This is a genomic window from Gordonia sp. SID5947 (assembly GCF_009862785.1).
In the GTDB taxonomy this organism is placed as follows: Bacteria; Actinomycetota; Actinomycetes; order Mycobacteriales; family Mycobacteriaceae; genus Gordonia.
The window spans coordinates 1,505,427-1,526,447 of sequence record NZ_WWHU01000001.1 but is presented as its reverse complement, the minus strand read 5'-3'; the positions used below and the strand labels follow the sequence as shown (position 1 = coordinate 1,526,447).

Genomic DNA, 21,021 nt, shown 5'->3' with positions numbered 1-21,021 from the left:
ACAACAATGACTGCAGCAGTATCCACACCCTCGGATGCCTCGACGGGTTCGGCCGAAGGCCGGGTCGTCCGCATCATCGGCCCCGTCGTCGACGTCGAGTTCCCCCGGGGCTCGATCCCAGAATTGTTCAACGCGCTGCACGCCGAGATCTCCCTCGAAGCGGTGGCCAAGACCCTCACCCTCGAGGTGGCGCAGCACCTCGGCGACAACCTGGTGCGCACGATCTCCATGCAGCCGACCGACGGTCTGGTGCGTGGCGCGACCGTGTCCGACACCGGCAAGTCCATCGTCGTGCCGGTCGGTGACGACGTGAAGGGTCACGTCTTCAACGCGCTCGGCGACTGCCTCGACACGCCGGGACTCGGCCGTGACGGCGAGCAGTGGAGCATCCACCGCAAGCCGCCGGCCTTCGACGAGCTCGAGGGCAAGACCGAGATCCTCGAGACCGGCATCAAGGTCATCGACCTGCTGACCCCGTACGTCAAGGGCGGCAAGATCGGTCTGTTCGGTGGCGCGGGTGTGGGCAAGACCGTGCTCATCCAGGAGATGATCACCCGTATCGCGCGTGAGTTCTCCGGTACCTCGGTGTTCGCAGGCGTCGGTGAGCGCACCCGTGAGGGCACCGACCTCCACCTCGAGATGGAGGAGATGGGCGTTCTCCAGGACACCGCCTTGGTGTTCGGTCAGATGGACGAGCCGCCGGGCACGCGTATGCGCGTGGCCCTGTCGGCGCTGACCATGGCGGAGTACTTCCGCGATGTGAAGCACCAGGACGTGCTGCTGTTCATCGACAACATCTTCCGCTTCACGCAGGCAGGCTCGGAGGTCTCGACCCTCCTCGGCCGTATGCCGTCCGCGGTGGGTTACCAGCCGACCCTGGCCGACGAGATGGGCGAGCTCCAGGAGCGCATCACGTCGACCAAGGGCCGGTCGATCACGTCGCTGCAGGCGATCTACGTCCCCGCTGACGACTACACCGACCCGGCTCCGGCGACGACCTTCGCGCACCTCGATGCGACGACCGAGCTCTCGCGTCCGATCTCGCAGCTGGGTATCTACCCGGCCGTGGACCCGCTGACGTCGACCTCGCGCATCCTCGAGGCCTCGATCGTGGGCGACGAGCACTTCCGCGTCGCCAACGAGGTCAAGCGCATCCTGCAGAAGTACAAGGAACTGCAGGACATCATCGCCATCCTCGGTATGGACGAGCTCTCCGAAGAGGACAAGGTCACGGTGCAGCGTGCGCGCCGTATCCAGAAGTTCCTCGGCCAGAACTTCCTCGTCGCGGAGAAGTTCACCGGCCAGAAGGGCTCGGTCGTGCCGCTCGCCGACACCATCGAGGCGTTCGATCGTGTCGCGAAGGGCGAGTTCGACCACCTGCCCGAGCAGGCGTTCAACAGCTGCGGTGGACTCGACGACGTGGAGGCCGCCGCCGCCAAGATCGCCGGAAAGTAGCGGGTCGCCATGGCTGACAAGTCCTTCCACGTCGAGGTCGTCGCGGCCGACGAGAAGCTGTACTCCGGCGAGGCCACCTTCGTCATCGCGCAGACCACCTCTGGTGAGCTCGGTGTGCTGGCGAACCACGAACCGTTGCTGGGACAGCTGGTTCCCGGTGGGTTCGTGGTGATCGCCGAGGAGAGCGGCAAGCGTCTGGCGGCAGCCGTCCAGGGCGGCTTTCTCTCGGTGACCGGTGAGTCAGTGACCGTTCTCGCTGAGTCCGCGCAGTGGGCCGACGACATCGACGCGGCAGCCGAACGCTCCGCGTTGGAGTCCGCCGAGCCCGGCACCGACGAGTACAACCGTGCTCACTCGCGCCTCGCGGCGGCAGAGCAGGCGGCCAAGTAGGTCTCGTTTCACAGTCGACGGCCGGTCATCGCTCCCGAGCGATGACCGGCCGTTGTCGTGTCGGCGACTGGCGTGACCCGACGAGTTCCCGGTCTGGCATGCTGGACGCAGAACGGTCGTGCACAGGAGTCGGTCGACTCCTCCCGGTGTGTGATCCGGCGCACCGCATTCAGCCCTCGCGCGGCCGTTGGCGGGAGGTGTGCGCCTGGTGTCGTGGATCGCGTTGGTACTGGGCGTCCTGTTGGCGGTCGCCGTGGTGGTCTGTGGGCTACTCGCTTATCGGTTGGGTCAATTGCGCAGGACCGGAACCCCGGTCCTGCTCAGAGAACTGCCCGCAGATGTCGACGAAGGCTGGCGGCACGGCACGGTCCACTACAGCGACGAGAATCTCCGCTATTTCCGTCTCAGTTCGCTGCGTCCGGGTCCGACTCGCACGCTCGGCCGTCAGTCCATCGAGATCACCCGCAGACGTCGGCCCGAGGGCACCGAGTCGGAGATCCTGCACGGCATGGTGATCCTGGAACTGGAACCCGGAGCCGACGACGCCGGGCGGGCCTACGAGCTCGCGATGGCCCCCGGAGCCGACACCGCCTTCCAATCGTGGCTGGAGTCACGGCAGTCGAATCGGTCGCAGCGACGACGCAGCGCCTGAGCCGGATCAGGCCGACGACCGTCGGCCGGGTGTGGAGCAGTAGATTCGGGTCATGGCGGTACATCTCACGCGGATCTACACACGCACCGGCGACGACGGAACCACCGGTCTCAGCGACTTCTCCAGGGTGTCCAAGAACGATGTCCGGGTGGCGGCCTATGCCGATTGTGATGAGGCGAACGCTGTCATCGGAACGGCGTTGGTACTCGGGGAGAGGTGCCGGCCGACGTCGTCGCGGTGTTGCGAACCGTCCAGAACGATCTCTTCGACGCCGGCGCCGATCTGTCCACACCGGTGGTCGCGAATCCCGAATTTCCTCCGCTGCGCATCGAGCAGGACTACATCGATGCGCTCGAAGCATGGTGTGATCACTACTCCGAAGGCCTGCCCGCGCTGGACTCGTTCATCCTGCCCGGCGGGACACGTCTGAGCGCCCTGCTGCATCACGCACGCACCGTCACCCGGCGCGCCGAACGTTCGGCGTGGGCCGCGGTGGAGGCCGACCCCGACGCGACCAGCGTGCTGCCGGCGAAGTACCTCAACCGTCTGTCGGACCTGCTGTTCATCCTCTCGCGGGTCGCCAATCGTGCGCCGCACGGGGAGGGGGACGTCAAATGGGTCCCTGGTGGCGAGCGGCAGCGGCCCACCGCGCGCGGCGGACGTTCCGCGTCCGACGGTAGCAGCGCGCGTGACAGCTAAGGTGGCAGCGTGAGTGATCGCTTTCTGGTCTCCGGGGGAGGCCGTCTGTCCGGTGAGGTCTGGGTGGGTGGTGCCAAGAACAGTGTGCTGAAGCTGATGGCGGCGGCCCTGCTCGCGGAGGGCACCACCACGTTGACGAACTCTCCGGAGATCGCCGACGTCCCGTTGATGGCTGATGTGCTGCGCGGGCTGGGGGCCGTCGTGACCATCGACGGCGACACCGTTCGGATCGACGCGCCGGCCGAGCCCAAGTACCACGCCGATTTCGACGCCGTGAAACAGTTTCGCGCCTCGGTGTGTGTGCTCGGTCCGCTGATGGCCCGGTGCCGTCGTGCGGTTGTGGCGCTTCCAGGCGGCGACGCCATCGGCTCACGGCCCCTGGACATGCATCAGGCGGGTCTGCGCGCGTTGGGCGCGCACAGCTCGATCGAACACGGGTGCGTGGTTGCCGAAGCCGATGCGCTGGTCGGCGCACCGGTGGCCCTCGAGTTCCCGTCGGTCGGCGCGACCGAGAACATCCTGATGGCTGCGGTTCTCGCCGAGGGCGTGACCACCATCGACAACGCGGCGCGAGAACCCGAGATCGTCGACCTGTGTGTGATGCTGCAGCAGATGGGCGCGCTCATCGAGGGGGCGGGGACGTCGACGCTGACGGTGACCGGGGTGGACCGGCTGCATCCGACCACCCACCGGGTGGTCGGTGACCGGATCGTCGGCGCGACGTGGGGTATCGCTGCCGCGATGACCCGCGGCGACGTGACCGTGCGCGGTGTTTCCCCGGAGCATCTGCAACTGGTCCTGAACAAGCTGGCCGACACGGGCGCACAGGTGGACCGGTTCGTCGACGGCTTCCGCGTCCGCCAGGATCGCCGCCCGATCGCGGTCAACGTGTCCACCCTGCCGTTCCCGGGTTTCCCCACCGATCTGCAACCGATGGCGATCGGGATGGCGGCGATCGCCGAGGGGATGTCGGTGATCACCGAGAACGTGTTCGAGGCACGGTTCCGCTTTGTCGAGGAGATGGTCAGATTGGGTGCCGATGCCCGGACCGACGGGCATCACGCGGTGCTCCGCGGGATCGAACGACTGTCGAGCGCCCCGGTGTGGTGTTCGGACATCCGCGCCGGTGCCGGTCTGGTGCTGGCGGGATTGGTGGCCGACGGGGTGACCGAGGTCCACGACGTCGAGCACATCGATCGGGGATATCCGCGGTTCGTGGAGAACCTCCGCAGTCTCGGTGGCCAGATCGAGCGGGTCGGAGACTGACCATGGCCGGGCGGCCCGAGCATCGACGGTTCGGACCGGGGCCTGTCGATGTCGACGAAGTCGCGTCCGGCGGGTCCGGCGACGTCGACATCGCCCAGTGGGCGACCAGGTTCGACCTGCTCTCGGACCCGCACCGTCTGGAGATCCTCATCGTGCTCCATCGCCGGCCGGGCATCATCGTCGGTGACCTCGCGGTTGCCGTCGGTCGCACCGAAACCGCTGTGTCACAAGCGCTCCGCGTGCTCCGTCAGCAGGGGTGGGTGGAGGCCACGCGGATGGGGCGATCGGTCAGCTACCGACTCGTCGACAACACCGTGCACGAGCTGCTGCACTGGATCGGCGCTGGTCACGACTGATCAACAGGCTCGCCATCTCATCTTCTGAACAAGTGGACAGATGAGATGGGTCCCCTTACCGTTCTCCTATGCACTCGACGACCACGCCGCAGGAGACGGCAGTCGCCATGCACATGAGCGACGGCATCATCGACGCCCCCGTCTCACTGGTCTTCGGTGCGGTGGCGCTGGCCGGCGTCGCACTCTGCGCGTGGCGTGCCCGATCCGAACTCGACGACAAGACGGTGCCGATGGCGGGCCTGGTCGCGGCATTCGTCTTCGCCGTACAGATGGTCAACTTCCCGATCCTGCCCGGCGTCAGCGGGCACCTCCTCGGTGGCACCCTCGCGGCGATTCTGGTGGGGCCGTACACGGGTGCACTCTGTGTGTCCATCGTGCTGGTCGTGCAGGCGCTCCTCTTCGCCGACGGTGGCGTGACCGCTCTCGGGGCCAACATCACGAACATGGCGCTGCTGGGGACGGCGGTCGGTTTCGCCGTGGCGCTGACGAGCTACCGGGTGATCAGGTCGACGCTTCGTGGGGTACGGGCGCTCGGTGTCGCGGCCTTCGTCGCTTCGGTGTGCGGGACTGTCGCCGCCGCAAGCGGATTCGTCATCGAATATGCGCTGGGCGGTGCGGCGACCACCTCGCTGGGCACGGTCGCCGGGTACCTGTGGGGTACCCACGCGCTGATCGGTGTCGGGGAGGGTGTCATCACCGCCGCGACCGTCATGTCGGTGGCTCGTTCACGTCCCGATCTGGTGTACCTGCTGCGGGTCACCCGGCCCGCCGTACCCGCCGCCGTCGAGGTGTCGCGATGAGCTCAGGTGACCAGGAGTCGGGCAAGGACGTCCCGGCGGCGACGCGCACCGGACCTGGCCGGCGTGCGTTCCTGGTGACCTTCGGCGTGGTCGCACTGTTCATCGCGGGGATCGTCTCGTATGCGGCGAGCTCGTCTCCGGACGGATTGGATTCGGCGACGCAGCGAGGATGTGTGCTGGTGGAGAACGCCGGAGGCGAGCAGTTGCGCGGTTCCTGTATCGCGCAGCACGCCACCGATCACGCGATGGCGTCGTCGCCGCTCGCCGACTATTCATGGTTCGGTGTCGGTCGCACCACCGGTGTCGCCGGTGTCATCGGTGTCCTGGTCACCCTGGCGCTCGCGAGTGCCGTGTTCTGGGTGATCGCGAACCGGCGACGCGGACGCTGACCGGTGGGTGCCGGTCACACACATCCGCTGTATCGCGCCGGGGTCTCTCCGGTACACCGGGCTCCGGTGGAGGCCAAGCTCGTCTGCCTCGTCATCTTCGTCTTCGCAGTCGTGGCCACGCCCCGAGAGATGTTCTGGCCCTACGCCGTGTACACCGCGGCGATCGTCGCGATCTGGTGTATCGCGCGGCTTCCGGTCCGCTGGGTTCTTCCGCGAATGCTGATCGAGCTCCCCTTCGTGGTGCTCGCCGTGTTGCTCCCGTTCTCCGAGGGGGGCGAGCGCGTGCCGATCTGCGGTCTGTCGCTGTCGGTGCCCGGGCTGTTCGCCGCCTGGGGGATCCTGGTGAAAGGCACCCTCGGGGTCGCCGCATCGGTCACCTTCGCCGCGACCACACCTGCGAACGAACTGCCGATCGGTCTGGGCCGCCTCGGTATACCTCGGACGATCGCGCAGATCCTCGTGATGATGCTGCGGTATGTCGACCTGTTGTCCGCCGAGGCGCGTCGCGGTCGGATCGCTCGCGAATCCCGCGGTGACTCACCGCGCGCGCTCCATCAGGCGGCCGCGACCGCGACAGGCGTCGGCGCGTTGTTCCTGCGCAGCTACGAGCGAGGGGAGCGGGTGCACGTCGCGATGTTGTCACGGGGATTCGACGGTCGGATGCCGGAGATGCCGGAGATGCCGGGTATCGCCACCGTCCGCAGCGCCACCTGGAGATGGTGGCTGGGGACGACCTCGCCGGCACTGATCGCGGTGGCGGTCGCTGTGTGCGCCCGGGTGGTGGCGACGTGACGCGCGGCGACGATCGGTCGCAGGTGGCGGCGGAAGTGACCGCTTCGGACGCGATCGTGATCGAGAATCTGGGTTTTGCCTATCCCGATGGCCGCGTCGCCCTGCGCGACGTCACCTTGCGGGTGGCCGCGGGGGAGCGGATCGGTCTCCTCGGACCCAACGGCGCGGGGAAGACAACGCTGATGCTTCACCTCAACGGAGTCCTGCGGGCCACGTCGGGACAGGTGGCGATCAACGGCCGGACCATCACGTCGGCGACGGTGCGTGACGTCCGGCGCGAGGTCGGGCTCGTCTTCCAGGATCCGGACGATCAGCTGTTCATGCCCACCCTCGCCGAAGACGTCGCGTTCGGGCCCGCCAACTTCGGTGTCACCGAACCGCAACTCGCGGAGCGGGTTTCGACGGCGCTCGCGGAAGTCGGCATGACCGACAGGGCCGCCCGCGGACCGTCGCAGCTGTCCGGTGGCGAGCGTCGGAGGGGCGCCCTCGCGACCGTTCTGGCGTGTGACCCCGACATCCTCGTCCTCGACGAGCCCTCGGCGAACCTGGATCCGGTCGCGCGTCGGGAGCTCGTAGAGACCCTTCAGCAGCTCACCACCACCATGGTGATCGTGACCCACGACCTGCCGTATGCGGCGCAACTATGTGACCGGGTGGTGATCATGGACGCCGGTGCCATCGTGGCGGACGGGCCCACCGGCCAGTTGCTGTCCGACGACGTGCTCCTCGCTCGGCACCGACTCGAGTTGCCCTGGGGTTTCCGATTGCCCTGAGCCGGCATCGCGGCAGTGACCTGCTGTCGTCGCCGTGACCTGCGGTGGCAGCGCTCGGAGCACCGCGCCATCGACAGGCACGGTTCCCGACGGGTTTCGGACCGCTCGCTCCCTGTGACCTGGCATCGCCGGCGCCCGTCGGGAGCCTGCAGTAGTACTGATGCTGCAGTACTGATGCTGCAGGCACGTCGGCGCGGCAGCGTCGTCAACTGGGGCCGAGGGCAGATCTCTGCGTCCGGAACTGCCGCGGTTGCACGCCCGAAACGGCCGTGAACTGCGATAACCGCTTCTCCACGCGCTCCGAGCGTCCACCGGTACGCGCTGAATGGCGCAGATCACACTTGGGTACGGGCGTCCCAAACGAGCATTTTGGCCGGCGTGCTCACGAGTCGAGGCGCATTGACCTGCGACAACGCATCACGCGGCACGGGCTGAACAGGCGATTTGACCCTGGCGCCGAACCTGCGTAACTTTCTTCAAGTCAGAGCGACACGGCGCCGCCCCGGACAGCCTCGAAAGAGGGAAACGGGGAAGGGAAACCGGTTTCTGCACTGACCGCCCCCGAGAAATCAACCGGGACGCTTCATGCGCCTGGTGGGAGATCTCGGGACTGCCAGACACTCCCGATCGGACCACGACCGAGAGTTGCGGGCCGCGAAGAGCGTCTGGTAGGCTGGAAGAGTTGCGCCGGAGACGGACAACAATTCCTAACAGAACGTAAAGCTCGCAGGTGAGCGCTCCGCAAGGGGTAGTGCCGGTGGGTGTGTGTTCTTTGAGAACTCGATAGTGTGTTGATGAATTGTCTGATGCCATTTGTTTGGCATCGTGTGTCCATGTTTGTGGATATGAGATGTATTTTTTTTGTGGCATCTGCCCTGTGGGGTAGGTGTTGCTAGTTTTTGTTTGGTCAGGTTTTTGTCTCTCTGGCTGAGATTGTGTTGAATTGCCGGTTTCCGGTTTTTCGATAGGTTTTCATGGAGAGTTTGATCCTGGCTCAGGACGAACGCTGGCGGCGTGCTTAACACATGCAAGTCGAACGGAAAGGCCCCTTCGGGGGTACTCGAGTGGCGAACGGGTGAGTAACACGTGGGTGATCTGCCCCCAACTTTGGGATAAGCCTGGGAAACTGGGTCTAATACCGGATATGACCAGTTGTTGCATGACTTCTGGTGGAAAGCTTTTGCGGTTGGGGATGGGCCCGCGGCCTATCAGCTTGTTGGTGGGGTAATGGCCTACCAAGGCGACGACGGGTAGCCGACCTGAGAGGGTGATCGGCCACACTGGGACTGAGACACGGCCCAGACTCCTACGGGAGGCAGCAGTGGGGAATATTGCACAATGGGCGGAAGCCTGATGCAGCGACGCCGCGTGAGGGATGACGGCCTTCGGGTTGTAAACCTCTTTCACCAGGGACGAAGCGTGAGTGACGGTACCTGGAGAAGAAGCACCGGCCAACTACGTGCCAGCAGCCGCGGTAATACGTAGGGTGCGAGCGTTGTCCGGAATTACTGGGCGTAAAGAGCTCGTAGGCGGTTTGTCGCGTCGTCTGTGAAATTCTGCAACTCAATTGTAGGCGTGCAGGCGATACGGGCAGACTTGAGTACTACAGGGGAGACTGGAATTCCTGGTGTAGCGGTGAAATGCGCAGATATCAGGAGGAACACCGGTGGCGAAGGCGGGTCTCTGGGTAGTAACTGACGCTGAGGAGCGAAAGCGTGGGTAGCGAACAGGATTAGATACCCTGGTAGTCCACGCCGTAAACGGTGGGTACTAGGTGTGGGTTCCTTTTCACGGGATCCGTGCCGTAGCTAACGCATTAAGTACCCCGCCTGGGGAGTACGGCCGCAAGGCTAAAACTCAAAGGAATTGACGGGGGCCCGCACAAGCGGCGGAGCATGTGGATTAATTCGATGCAACGCGAAGAACCTTACCTGGGTTTGACATACACCAGACGCGGCTAGAGATAGTCGTTCCCTTGTGGTTGGTGTACAGGTGGTGCATGGCTGTCGTCAGCTCGTGTCGTGAGATGTTGGGTTAAGTCCCGCAACGAGCGCAACCCTTGTCCTGTATTGCCAGCGGGTTATGCCGGGGACTTGCAGGAGACTGCCGGGGTCAACTCGGAGGAAGGTGGGGATGACGTCAAGTCATCATGCCCCTTATGTCCAGGGCTTCACACATGCTACAATGGCTGGTACAGAGGGCTGCGAGACCGTGAGGTGGAGCGAATCCCTTAAAGCCAGTCTCAGTTCGGATTGGGGTCTGCAACTCGACCCCATGAAGTCGGAGTCGCTAGTAATCGCAGATCAGCAACGCTGCGGTGAATACGTTCCCGGGCCTTGTACACACCGCCCGTCACGTCATGAAAGTCGGTAACACCCGAAGCCGGTGGCCTAACCCTTGTGGAGGGAGCCGTCGAAGGTGGGATCGGCGATTGGGACGAAGTCGTAACAAGGTAGCCGTACCGGAAGGTGCGGCTGGATCACCTCCTTTCTAAGGAGCACACAACATCACATGTTTCGTGGGCGTCTGTTCTGCGGCGTGTGTGTGTTCGAGGGTGAAACATCAGACAGCTTGGTGGCCGGCCGTTGTGGTTGGTTGTTGGGTGGTCGTCGGTCGTGAGGTCGGCGTGTTATCAGCACACTATCGGGGTTCTGAGGGAACACATGGTGTTGTCTCTGCTCATGTTGCGGGTTGTTCTGTTGATGGTTCCTGTGGTGGGGGCTGGAGGGGTGGCCGGGTGTGGGTGTGTGTTGTTTGAGAAGTGCATAGTGGATGCGAGCATCTTTATTTGTCATGAACACTTCGGTGTTTGTGGTTGAATGTGAGATTTTTGAGGTGATGTCTACATTCGATCCTCGCTGGCTGGTCTGCCCTTGTGGGGTGGGTTGGTGGTGTGGGGGTGGTTTGTAGGTGTTGTTGTAAGTGTTTAAGGGCGTTCGGTGGATGCCTTGGCACCAGGAGCCGATGAAGGACGTGGTAGGCCGCGATAGTCCTCGGGGAGTTGTCAAACGAGCTGTGATCCGAGGGTGTCCGAATGGGGAAACCCAGCACGAGTGATGTCGTGTTACCCACCTGTGAATGTATAGCGGGTGTGGAGGGAACGTGGGGAAGTGAAACATCTCAGTACCCATAGGAAGAGAAAACAATTGTGATTCCGTGAGTAGTGGCGAGCGAAAGCGGAGGAGGCTAAACCATGCGCATGTGATACCTGGCAGGGGTTGTGTGTGTGGGGTTGTGGGGTTCATCTTCTCAGTGCTGCCGTGCTGGGGGTGAGTGATAAAACTGCGTGTTAGGTGAAGTGGCCTGGAATGGTCTGCCGTAGACGGTGAGAGTCCGGTAGCTGAAAACATGTGGTCTTGCTTGATGGATGCCCAAGTAGCAGCGGGCTCGTGGAATCTGCTGTGAATCTGCCGGGACCACCCGGTAAGCCTGAATACTTCCTGGTGACCGATAGCGGACAAGTACCGTGAGGGAAAGGTGAAAAGTACCCCGGGAGGGGAGTGAAATAGTACCTGAAACCGGACGCTTACAATCCGTCAAAGCCTGCGCCATTTCGGTGGGTGGGTGATGGCGTGCCTTTTGAAGAATGAGCCTGCGAGTTAGTGCTCGGTGGCAAGGTTAACCCGTGTGGGGTAGCCGTAGCGAAAGCGAGTCTGAATAGGGCGTGGAGTCGCCGGGTCTAGACCCGAAGCGGAGTGATCTACCCATGGCCAGGGTGAAGCGTCGGTAAGACGTCGTGGAGGCCCGAACCCACTTAGGTTGAAAACTGAGGGGATGAGCTGTGGGTAGGGGTGAAAGGCCAATCAAACTCCGTGATAGCTGGTTCTCCCCGAAATGCATTTAGGTGCAGCGTTGCATGTTTCTTACCGGAGGTAGAGCTACTGGATGGCCGATGGGCCCTATCAGGTTACTGACGTCAGCCAAACTCCGAATGCCGGTAAGTGAGAGTGTGGCAGTGAGACTGCGGGCGATAAGGTTCGTAGTCGAGAGGGAAACAGCCCAGATCGCCGGCTAAGGCCCCTAAGCGTGTACTAAGTGGAAAAGGATGTGGGATCGCAGAGACAACCAGGAGGTTGGCTTAGAAGCAGCCACCCTTGAAAGAGTGCGTAATAGCTCACTGGTCAAGTGATCCTGCGCCGACAATGTAGCGGGGCTCAAGTACACCGCCGAAGCCGCGGCACTCCACCATGACATCCGCAATCTTCTACGGAGGGTTGTGTAGTGGGTGGGGTGGGTAGGGGAGCGTCCTGCATCCCTGGAAGCACCGGCGTGAGCTAGGTGTGGAGGGTGTGGGAGTGAGAATGCAGGCATGAGTAGCGAAAGCAGAGTGAGAAACTCTGCCGCCGGATGACCAAGGGTTCCTGGGCCAGGCTAATCCGCCCAGGGTGAGTCGGGACCTAAGGCGAGGCCGACAGGCGTAGTCGATGGACAACGGGTTGATATTCCCGTACCCGTGTATCCGCGTCCATGCTGAATCAGCTGTACTAACCATCCAAATGGTGATCGATTTCCTTCGGGAAACGTGAGCCGGCTGCATGGGACCTTGGCTGGTAGTAGGCAAGCGATGGGGTGACGCAGGAAGGTAGTGGGGCCAGTCAGTGGTAATACTGGTGTAAGCCTGTAGGACGTTGTGTAGGTAAATCCGCACAGCATGTGTCTGAGAGGTGATGCGTAGCCGTTGAGGCGAATTCCATGATCCTATGCTGCCGAGAAAAGCCTCTAGCGAGTTGGTACACGGCCCGTACCCCAAACCAACACAGGTGGTCAGGTAGAGAATACTAAGGCGATCGAGAGAACTGTGGTTAAGGAACTCGGCAAAATGCCCCCGTAACTTCGGGAGAAGGGGGACCATGTCTGGTGATCAGATTTACTCTGTGAGCTGGGTGTGGTCGCAGAGACCAGAGAGAAGCGACTGTTTACTAAAAACACAGGTCCGTGCGAAGTCGTAAGACGATGTATACGGACTGACGCCTGCCCGGTGCTGGAAGGTTAAGAGGACCGGTTAGTGCCCTTCGGGGTGCGAAGCTGAGAATTTAAGCCCCAGTAAACGGCGGTGGTAACTATAACCATCCTAAGGTAGCGAAATTCCTTGTCGGGTAAGTTCCGACCTGCACGAATGGCGTAACGACTTCTCTGCTGTCTCAACCACAGACTCGGCGAAATTGCAGTACGAGTAAAGATGCTCGTTACGCGCGGCAGGACGAAAAGACCCCGGGACCTTCACTATAGCTTGGTATTGGTGTTCGGTTCGGTTTGTGTAGGATAGGTGGGAGACTGTGAAACCCGCACGCTAGTGTGGGTGGAGTCGTTGTTGAAATACCACTCTGATCGTATTGGACTTCTAACCTCGGACCCTGATCGGGTTCAGGGACAGTGCCTGGTGGGTAGTTTAACTGGGGCGGTTGCCTCCCAAAATGTAACGGAGGCGCCCAAAGGTTCCCTCAGCCTGGTTGGCAATCAGGTGTTGAGTGTAAGTGCACAAGGGAGCTTGACTGTGAGACGTACATGTCGAGCAGGGACGAAAGTCGGGACTAGTGATCCGGCACCGGCAAGTGGAAGCGGTGTCGCTCAACGGATAAAAGGTACCCCGGGGATAACAGGCTGATCTTCCCCAAGAGTCCATATCGACGGGATGGTTTGGCACCTCGATGTCGGCTCGTCGCATCCTGGGGCTGGAGTAGGTCCCAAGGGTTGGGCTGTTCGCCCATTAAAGCGGCACGCGAGCTGGGTTTAGAACGTCGTGAGACAGTTCGGTCTCTATCCGCCGCGCGCGTCAGAAACTTGAGGAAACCTGTCCCTAGTACGAGAGGACCGGGACGGACGAACCTCTGGTGTGCCAGTTGTCCTACCAAGGGCACCGCTGGTTAGCTACGTTCGGAAGGGATAACCGCTGAAAGCATCTAAGCGGGAAGCCTGTTCCAAGATGAGGTTTCTCACCCCCTTAGAGGGGGTAAGGCCCCCCACAGACCATGGGGTTGATAGGCCAGAACTGGAAGTACAGCAATGTATGCAGGTGACTGGTACTAATCGGCCGAGGACTTACTAACAACACTCATTCATCTCGAATTGAGTTCGCATCCACTATGACACTTCTGAAACAACACACAACAAAATGTGGTTAAACAAACCCGAGCAGTGTTGTGTGTGGGTTTCATAAAGTTACGGCGGCCATAGCGGAGGGGAAACGCCCGGTCCCATTCCGAACCCGGAAGCTAAGCCCTCCAGCGCCAATGGTACTGCACCCTAATCAGTGTGGGAGAGTAGGACACCGCCGAACACAACTCAGACTGTGGCCCCCGAAGCAATTCGGGGCCACAGTCATATCTGGACAAATCTGTTCGCTCGCTCGTGCTATCGCACCGCCTCTCTCCATCGGATCAATTCGGCGGAGAGTTGTGCCGGTGCGTCGAGTTGGATCAGATGGCCGGCGCCTGGGATGAGCGTCGGCGTGGCGTGCGGAATCGATGCAGCCAACCGGTGGGCACGATCTACCGGTATCCAGGTGTCCTCCGTTCCCCAGATGATGTGCGTCGGTTCGTCGATGGCCCCGTACAGCGGCTCGATCTCCTCGGTGTATTTCTCATCCGCCTGGGCGATCTGCCGATAGAAGGCGGCCTGTCCACGGGCATCTGTCCACGGCCGGACGAGCATCTCGAGTTCGTCGTCGCGGAGGCCTCGGTGGCTTGCCCCGCGGATGTAGGCCTCGACCGCGCCGCGATGGACTGCCGGAGGCAACTGCTCGAAGACGTCCGAATGCTGCTGGACGAGCCTGAAGAAGGGCGACCCCCACGGTCGCAGCGCCACCACGTCGATCAGACACAGAGATGCGTATCGGTGGCCGTGGAGCAGGCGGGTCCGCAGCGCGACCGCGCCGCCGAAGTCGTGGGCGATGACATGTGGCTTGTCGAGATCCCACACGTCCAGGAGATGCGCAAACAGCGCACCCTGGGTTTCCAGGTCGACCCGATGGTCGTCCGCCTTCGAGGATGTTCCGTATCCGGGCATGTCCCACAGATGGACGGTGAACCGTGCCGCCAATGCCTCGGCATACGGACGCCACAGGGCCGATGACCAAGGTGTCCCGTGCAGGAACACCAGCGCAGGTCCAGCGCCGAGGCGGTCCCAGCTGACAGTGCGGCCTTCCCAGCGGAGGGTGCGTCCGAGATCATGGTTCGTCATCGGGTCAGTGTCCCAGCGTTGCGTGCCCGGGCTGTCCGCCACCCTGGGCTCGGGTCATTTCTGGATCAGGGCGCTCTCGTCGACCAGCGCCGGTGTGTCGCGGCGGAGAGTACGGCCGGCGAAGAAGTCGGGTGACAACGCACGCATCACGAACATCAGGACGAGACCGAGCGCGAGGAGTCCGAACCCCATGTAGAAGACGAGCCCGATCCCGAAGATTGATGCACCACTGCCGTTGTCGGGGTCCATGCTCTCGCGTACCGAGATCACGAAGACCGCGGTGAGCATGATGCCGCCCAACAGGGGGAACAAGAATTTGAACACCGCGTTGCGGGTGCTGGTGAACAATTCGCGGCGGAAGAACCAGACGCAGGCGAAGGCGGTGATTCCGTAGTACCAGCAGATCATGATGCCGAGTGCCGCGATGGTGTCGAGAAGGGTGTGCTCGGAGAGCAGGCTGACGACTGTGTAGAAGATGCCGGTGATGGCACCGGCCACGATCGTGCTGTAGGTCGGCACCAGGAAGCGCGGATGCACGGCTGCCAGACGCCGTGGGAACGCGCCGTACGCGCCCATCGCCAACATCGTGCGAGCTGCCGGGAGAAATGTGGTCTGGAGGCTCGCCGCGGACGACGCGAGGATCGCGAGGAAGAGGAGCGGTCCCGCCCAACTGCCGAGGACCGGATAGGCGAGCGCACCGAAGACGTTTTCGGAGATCTCCTCGTTGCCCAGCCCGATACCCGTGGTCCCGACGCCCGCGTACATCATCACCGCGACCGCCACGAGCAGGTAGGTGATGAGAATCGAGATGACGCACAGCAATCCCGCACGCCCCGGCACCTTGGTCGGGTCCTTCGACTCCTCGCCCAAGGTGAGGCAGGTGTCCCAGCCCCAGAACGCGAAGATGGAACCCGTGACGCCGATGACGAATGCGCCGAGGGCCAGACCGGAGAACGGGTTGAACCAGTCCAGGCTGAAGTGCAGGCCGGCGGGTGCGTTGCCGTTCACCGACTCGACGATCGCGGCGATCGCGAAGGCGACGAGGACGATCATCTGGAATCCGACCAGGATGTATTGGACTCGCTCGCTCGTGGTTATGCCACGCCCGGATATGTACGTGGCGAGCGCGATGAAGGCGAGAGTGGTCAGGATGTTGACCGCTCGGTTGTCCGCGAGATCAGCGATGTCGGGCGCGTTGAACACTCGTGCGATGAACAGGTAGAAGAACTCGACCGCGATGGCGGCCAGGTTCGACAACACGATGATGGTGGCGAGGACCATGCCCCAACCGCACATCCATCCGACGTAGGGCCCGAAGGCCTTGGTGGACCAGGTGAAGGAGGCACCGCAGTCGGGTGCCCGCGAGTTGAGTTCCCGATAGGCGTACGCCGTCAGGAACATCGGGATGAATCCGGCAATGAAGATCGCCGGCATCTTGAGGCCGACAGCGGCGACGATGAGCCCGATGCTTGCGGTCAGCGTGTAACCGGGGGCCACGCAGGAGATGCCGAGGACGGCTCCCGCGAAGGTACCGACCTTCCCGGAGGCAAGGCCCTTGTCGACCAGGTCCGTCGAATCCTGTTGCGTCGTCGACGGCGTGCCCGGATCGGTCATTGTGGTTCCTGTCGGGGAACGACGATCATGGGTACCGCGAGTACCCGGAGCATCTTTGCCGCAGTGGAGCCCAGAAAGAGTCTTCGGGGTGCGGCGAGCCTGCTGGATCCGACCATGATGACGTCGCCGTGGTGCCAGTCGACGGTGGCGACGGCGTCTTCGACGCTTCGGCCCTCGGCGACCGCGGACGTCAACGGCGTGCCGTCGGGAAGGCGCTTCTGGGCCGTGTCGAGCGCTCGCTGTGCGAGTTCGACGGCATGGGCGGTCGCCTCTTGCTCGTCCTGCGGCGAGCGGCGCGGCGGCATGTCGTCACGCGACACCAGAGATAGAAGTCGAAGCGGCAGGACGCCCTGCGCACTCAGCTCGAGTGCGGTGTCCAGCAGGATCTCCGCGCCGGGCCGGCGACCGATGGCCGCAGTGATCGCCCGGACGCGAGACGATCCGGTATGGCCGAACCCTCTCGGCGCCAGCGCCACCGGGATCGACGAACTGTGCAACAGATCGTTGACGACCGACCCGAGGGAATGACGGCCGATCAGTCCGCCCCCAGAGGCGCCGACGATCAGCAGCGTCGACTGCAACCGTTCCGCCTCTTTGAGGATGCCGTCTGCCGAGTTCTCGTCGACCGCCACATGAGTCGTGACCGTCACGTCGTCGGGGACCAGCGCCGCTGCCTGGGCCAGCCATTCCTTTGCCGCGTCGTCGAGGACGTCTGCGTAGCTGCCCGTGCTGGCGAAGGCCTCGGGCCGGTCGGGCGGGATCACCAGCGAGATGTCGAGTGAGGCCTTGAGTGTGCGGGCCAGACAGACGCCCAGTGCGACGGCATCTTCGCCCCCCGGCGTGGCGAGGTACGCAACGAGCAACTTCATCGTGCACTCCGATCGTGGGCTCGAGAACGACGCAGATGAACTCACTGTGCGCCGGTGATGAGGCCGACGCATCTGACAAGATGTCGCGCCCCGGGGTGTGGCGTTGTACATCGTGGAGCGGTCCGCTGATGCATGGTGTGCGCCGATCGCAGGTCGACGACCGGCCTTCGCCACGCAGGCCGAATGTGGCGTCTACGACTGCGTCTCTGTGGTTGCCGGCGGATCACCCATCGACTCGACGACGGGTGCCCATCCGAGTCGATCGGGCGGTGATCATCGCCCGGACGCCTCAGCCGTTGATCGCGAGGTCGTCGAGGATGGCGGTGGCCGTCCGCTTGCCCATCCGGATCGCTCCGTCGACATGCTGATAGCCCTCGGCGGCGATGTCGGAGCAGGAGAAGTGGATCGGGCCGACGGGCGTCCGCTGGTCTCTGCCGTAGCGATGCAGGCCACCGAGGTCGAAACTCGCGGCGTATGCGCCACGCGTCCATTCCTCCGAGCCCCAGTCGGATTCGTAGTAGACGACCGGCTCGGCGGCCTTCGGCCCCAGGAACCGGGCGATCGAGGCGAGGATCGTCTTGCGCCGCTCGTCGGCGGGCAGGGCGAACATGGCGTCGGCCTTCTGGTCCGAGACGAAGCCGACCAGGGTGCCGCGTTCGTCGCCGTGATTGGTGTTGTCGTACACCTCCTGCACCAGTTCGGAACCGCTGAAACCGGTGCCCGACAGTCCGTCTTCGCGCCAGAACGGCGTCTCGTAGACCGCATGGACTTTGATCACCAGGCCCAGCGACATGTGCTGATGCATCTGATGCTGCAATCGGGGCAGCGGCGGATCGAAGGAGATGCGGGTGTAGAGATTCGGCGGCACGGCGAGGACGACCCGCTGCGCGTGACACTCCAGTCCGCCGTCGGCATGGACAATCACGCCCCCGTCGGTCCGTCGATGGATCGAACGAGCGGGTGACTCGAGGAACACATTGTCGCCCAGTCGGTCCGCGAGTCGCTGGGACACCTGCTGCATCCCGCCGACGACCCGCCGATCGAGAATGAAGTCCTCATCGACCAGGTTGCTGAACGAGCCGGCCGAGGCAGCCATCAGTACGGCCTGCAGCGTCGAGAACGCGTGTGCCGGCTTGGTGAGCATGCCCCCGGCCACGAAGAGGCTGATGTTGTCGATCGCCTCGGCGTCGTCGGTCTGATCCTCCAGCCAGCGTCGGAACGAGATCGTGTCGAGTTCGGCCGCGCGCGGATGGGCCCACGGCTCCTCGGCGCCGACCTCCGCGACCAGACCGTCGATGATGGCGATGAGTCGGTTCATCTCGGCGACCGTCCGCTCGGAGACGGGGAAGTCGCTGCCGTCGTAGACGATTCGCTCGCCGGTGGGTGTCACGTATACCGAACTGCCCTCGCGGTGACGTGGGTAGGTCTCCAGCCCGAGGACATCGAGCATCTCGTAGAGCGCAGTCTGGTCCGGTGACACCCACTGCCCGCCGATCTCGAGCACGGCACCGTCGACGGTGTCGGTCCAGGTGCGTCCACCTACGCGATCACGGGCCTCGAGAACTGCCACGCTGCGACCGGCCTCGGCCAGATGATGCGCCGCGCTCAGCCCGGACGGTCCGGCGCCGATGACGATCACGTCGCGGTTGATGGTGGTCATGAATGACTCCTGTTCCGATGGTGAGACCACCGGACGGTACGAACCGCCCGGCAGTTTGTCCGAGTGGAGATGAGTTGTGAGGGATCGCTCAGCGATTCACGGCCGAGGGCTCGTTCTGGGTGATGCAATGGATCCCGCCGCCGCGCTCGAAGATGGCACGCGCGTCGATCGAGACGACCTCACGACCCGGGTAGGCGGTGCCGAGGATCTCGGCCGCCTCTGCATCGTGTGGATCGGAGAACGAGCAGGCGATCACCACCCCGTTCGCGACATAGTGATTGAGGTAGCTGTAATCGACGAATCCCTCGACGTCGGTGAGGGTCTTGGGCGCGGGCACCTCGACGATGTCGAGGGTGCGCCCCGCGGAGTCGCGCGCCTCTCGAAGGGTCGCCAGGAGCTGTTGCGAGACAGCGTGATCGGGGTGGTCGGGATCGCGCTGGACGTGGACGAGTGCGGTACCTGGCGACGGCAGCGCCGCGCAGATGTCGACATGTCCGCGCGTCCCGAAGCGATCGGAGTCGCGCGTGAGCCCCCGGGGCAGCCAGATCACCGTGTCGACGCCGATGGTGCGTCGCAGCTCGGCTTCGACCGACTCCTTCGACCACCCCGGGTTCCGTCCGGGATCGAGTTGGACGGTCTCGGTGACCAGCACGGTCCCGGCGCCGTCGACCTGGATTCCGCCACCCTCGTTGATCATCGCGGAATCGGTCAGCTCCACGTCGGCACCGTCACCCGCGGACCCACTGTGTGCGACCACGAAGCGGCCGATCTCCTGGTCGTGCTCCCAGCTGGCCCAATCCTGGGCGCCCCAACCGTTGAACACCCAGTCGACACCACCGACCCGCCCCGCGTCGTCGACCACGAAGGTGGGGCCGATGTCACGCATCCAGGCGTCGTCGAGAGGGGCTTCGAGGATGTCGACCGCGCGCCCGAGATAACGCTTCGCGGCGGGGACTTCCGCCGGATCGACGACCACCACCACCGGTTCGAACTCGCTGACGGCGTTCGCCACCGCAGCCCACGCCGAGCGGGCCTCATGATGCTCTGCGGCGGTGTCGCCGAGCGAATAGCCCTGGCTGGGAAAGGCCATCCAGGTCCGCCGGTGCGGCTCGCGCTCGGCGGGCATCCGCCACCCCATCAGACTCTCCCGATGGGGTGATCGGCATCCACCGGCGCCGTCAGCGCTGCGTAGGTGTCCGGCCGCCGGGTGGCCAGGAACGGGAACAGCGTCAACCAGTCGCGACGCTGGTCGAGGTCGAGATCGGCGACCAACACCGCGGACTCGTCACGCGGCGCCTGCACCAGGATGCGGCCGTATGGGTCGGAGATGAACGACGACCCGTAGAAGGTGATGGCGCCTTCGTCGCCGTGCCGGTTGGGCGCGACCATGAAGGTGCCGTTGGCGATCCCGTTGCCGACGATCACCTGTTGCCACAATGGTGCGGTGTCGAAGTCGGGGTGATCGGGTTCCGACCCGATCGCCGTCGGATAGACGATGATCTCGGCGCCCGCGAGCGAGTACATCCGCGCCACCTCGGGGAACCACTCGTCCCAGCAAGTGGGCATGCCGATCTTGGCGTCCCCCAACCCGGCCGGGGTGTGCACGGTGTAGGCCTCGTCGGAGGCCGGGCCACCACGGAAGTAGGTGTCCTCGTAGTACCCGGCGGTCACCGGGATGTGCAGCTTGCGGGTGCGTCCGATCAGTCCGTCCGGACCGACGAGGATGGCGGTGTTGAATCCGAGGCCGTCGTCATAGGTGACCCCGGCCTCCTCGTCGGCGTGCTCGTAAAGCGACGCGTGCACGATGATGCCGTGCCGCTTGGCGGCATCGGCAGCGAACCGGAACGTGGGCCCCGCCAACAGATCCTCCGCGGTCGAACCCGCATCGTCGCCGCCGCGCACGAAAGCGGGATACCGGCTCAGCGTGAGTTCGGGCAGGAAGACGACCTGCGCACCCTGTTCGGCAGCCGCGGCGATGCCGTCGGCGAATTCGGCCTCGAGGGCGACCGGGTCCTCGTGCCAGCGATGCTGCACCAGGGCGACGCGTACAGGCTGCCGGGTGGGGGCATCGACGCGAGCGGGGGACTCCGGCGGGGTGAGGGCGGTGAGAACCTTCATGGGTCCATT

The 21,021-nt window shown here is 63.8% G+C and carries 15 protein-coding genes, 3 rRNA genes and 1 pseudogene; 13 read left to right on the top strand and 6 right to left on the bottom strand.

Annotation, left to right across the window (positions count from 1 at the left end):
* Positions 1-6 precede the first annotated feature (6 nt).
* The 13 genes and pseudogenes from atpD (at position 7) to rrf (ending at position 13,849) form a co-directional block, all read left to right on the top strand.
* Positions 7-1,455, top strand: coding sequence for a F0F1 ATP synthase subunit beta (gene atpD / locus GTV32_RS07055; RefSeq protein WP_161059522.1), 1,449 nt, complete (start codon positions 7-9; stop codon positions 1,453-1,455).
* Between the two features lie 9 nt (positions 1,456-1,464).
* Entirely contained in the window at positions 1,465-1,845 is a 381-nt protein-coding gene (locus GTV32_RS07050) for a F0F1 ATP synthase subunit epsilon (RefSeq protein WP_161059521.1), read from the top strand.
* Positions 1,846-2,053: 208 nt separating this feature from the next.
* Complete coding sequence (locus tag GTV32_RS07045) at positions 2,054-2,497, top strand: DUF2550 domain-containing protein (RefSeq protein ID WP_161059520.1); 444 nt, start codon at positions 2,054-2,056, stop codon at positions 2,495-2,497.
* A gap of 52 nt (positions 2,498-2,549) precedes the next feature.
* Positions 2,550-3,196, top strand: a pseudogene (locus GTV32_RS07040) (cob(I)yrinic acid a,c-diamide adenosyltransferase).
* A gap of 9 nt (positions 3,197-3,205) precedes the next feature.
* Positions 3,206-4,462, top strand: coding sequence for a UDP-N-acetylglucosamine 1-carboxyvinyltransferase (gene murA, locus GTV32_RS07035; RefSeq protein WP_161059519.1), 1,257 nt, complete (start codon positions 3,206-3,208; stop codon positions 4,460-4,462).
* A gap of 2 nt (positions 4,463-4,464) precedes the next feature.
* On the top strand, positions 4,465-4,818 hold the full coding sequence (locus tag GTV32_RS07030; RefSeq protein WP_161059518.1) for a metalloregulator ArsR/SmtB family transcription factor: 354 nt from the start codon (positions 4,465-4,467) through the stop codon (positions 4,816-4,818).
* A 68-nt stretch (positions 4,819-4,886) separates the two neighbouring features.
* Positions 4,887-5,618: an energy-coupling factor ABC transporter permease gene (locus GTV32_RS07025; protein ID WP_161059517.1), complete on the top strand. Its 732-nt coding sequence runs from the start codon at positions 4,887-4,889 to the stop codon at positions 5,616-5,618.
* On the top strand, positions 5,615-6,007 hold the full coding sequence (locus GTV32_RS07020; protein WP_161059516.1) for a PDGLE domain-containing protein: 393 nt from the start codon (positions 5,615-5,617) through the stop codon (positions 6,005-6,007). The genes GTV32_RS07025 and GTV32_RS07020 overlap by 4 nt, the downstream gene beginning before the upstream one ends.
* A gap of 3 nt (positions 6,008-6,010) precedes the next feature.
* Complete coding sequence (gene cbiQ / locus GTV32_RS07015) at positions 6,011-6,799, top strand: cobalt ECF transporter T component CbiQ (protein ID WP_161059515.1); 789 nt, start codon at positions 6,011-6,013, stop codon at positions 6,797-6,799.
* On the top strand, positions 6,796-7,572 hold the full coding sequence (locus tag GTV32_RS07010) for an ABC transporter ATP-binding protein (RefSeq protein WP_343287235.1): 777 nt from the start codon (positions 6,796-6,798) through the stop codon (positions 7,570-7,572). The genes cbiQ and GTV32_RS07010 overlap by 4 nt, the downstream gene beginning before the upstream one ends.
* Positions 7,573-8,543: 971 nt before the next feature.
* Positions 8,544-10,062 (top strand): 16S ribosomal RNA (locus GTV32_RS07005).
* 426 nt (positions 10,063-10,488) lie between these two features.
* Positions 10,489-13,619: ribosomal RNA gene (locus GTV32_RS07000) — 23S ribosomal RNA — on the top strand.
* Between the two features lie 113 nt (positions 13,620-13,732).
* A 5S ribosomal RNA gene (gene rrf, locus GTV32_RS06995) occupies positions 13,733-13,849 on the top strand.
* Together the 16S, 23S and 5S rRNA genes form the textbook arrangement of a ribosomal RNA operon.
* Before the next feature lie 74 nt (positions 13,850-13,923).
* On the opposite strand, the gene GTV32_RS06990 is transcribed toward rrf, so the two are convergent.
* From GTV32_RS06990 to GTV32_RS06965, 6 genes are all read right to left on the bottom strand, one after another.
* Positions 13,924-14,751: an alpha/beta fold hydrolase gene (locus GTV32_RS06990; RefSeq protein WP_161059513.1), complete on the bottom strand. Its 828-nt coding sequence runs from the start codon at positions 14,749-14,751 to the stop codon at positions 13,924-13,926.
* 54 nt (positions 14,752-14,805) lie between these two features.
* Positions 14,806-16,365 carry an APC family permease gene (locus tag GTV32_RS06985; RefSeq protein WP_161059512.1) on the bottom strand — a complete coding sequence of 520 codons (1,560 nt, stop codon included), beginning with the start codon at positions 16,363-16,365 and terminating at the stop codon, positions 14,806-14,808.
* Positions 16,362-17,234, bottom strand: coding sequence for a universal stress protein (locus GTV32_RS06980; RefSeq protein ID WP_161059511.1), 873 nt, complete (start codon positions 17,232-17,234; stop codon positions 16,362-16,364). Before GTV32_RS06980 ends, GTV32_RS06985 begins: the two co-directional genes overlap by 4 nt.
* Positions 17,235-17,523: 289 nt before the next feature.
* Positions 17,524-18,894: an NAD(P)/FAD-dependent oxidoreductase gene (locus tag GTV32_RS06975; RefSeq protein ID WP_161059510.1), complete on the bottom strand. Its 1,371-nt coding sequence runs from the start codon at positions 18,892-18,894 to the stop codon at positions 17,524-17,526.
* 88 nt (positions 18,895-18,982) lie between these two features.
* Positions 18,983-20,032 (bottom strand): agmatine deiminase family protein, encoded by a 1,050-nt coding sequence (locus GTV32_RS06970; protein WP_161059509.1) that lies wholly within the window; start codon positions 20,030-20,032, stop codon positions 18,983-18,985.
* Positions 20,032-21,012: a nitrilase-related carbon-nitrogen hydrolase gene (locus GTV32_RS06965; protein ID WP_161059508.1), complete on the bottom strand. Its 981-nt coding sequence runs from the start codon at positions 21,010-21,012 to the stop codon at positions 20,032-20,034. The genes GTV32_RS06970 and GTV32_RS06965 overlap by 1 nt, the downstream gene beginning before the upstream one ends.
* Positions 21,013-21,021 lie beyond the last annotated feature (9 nt).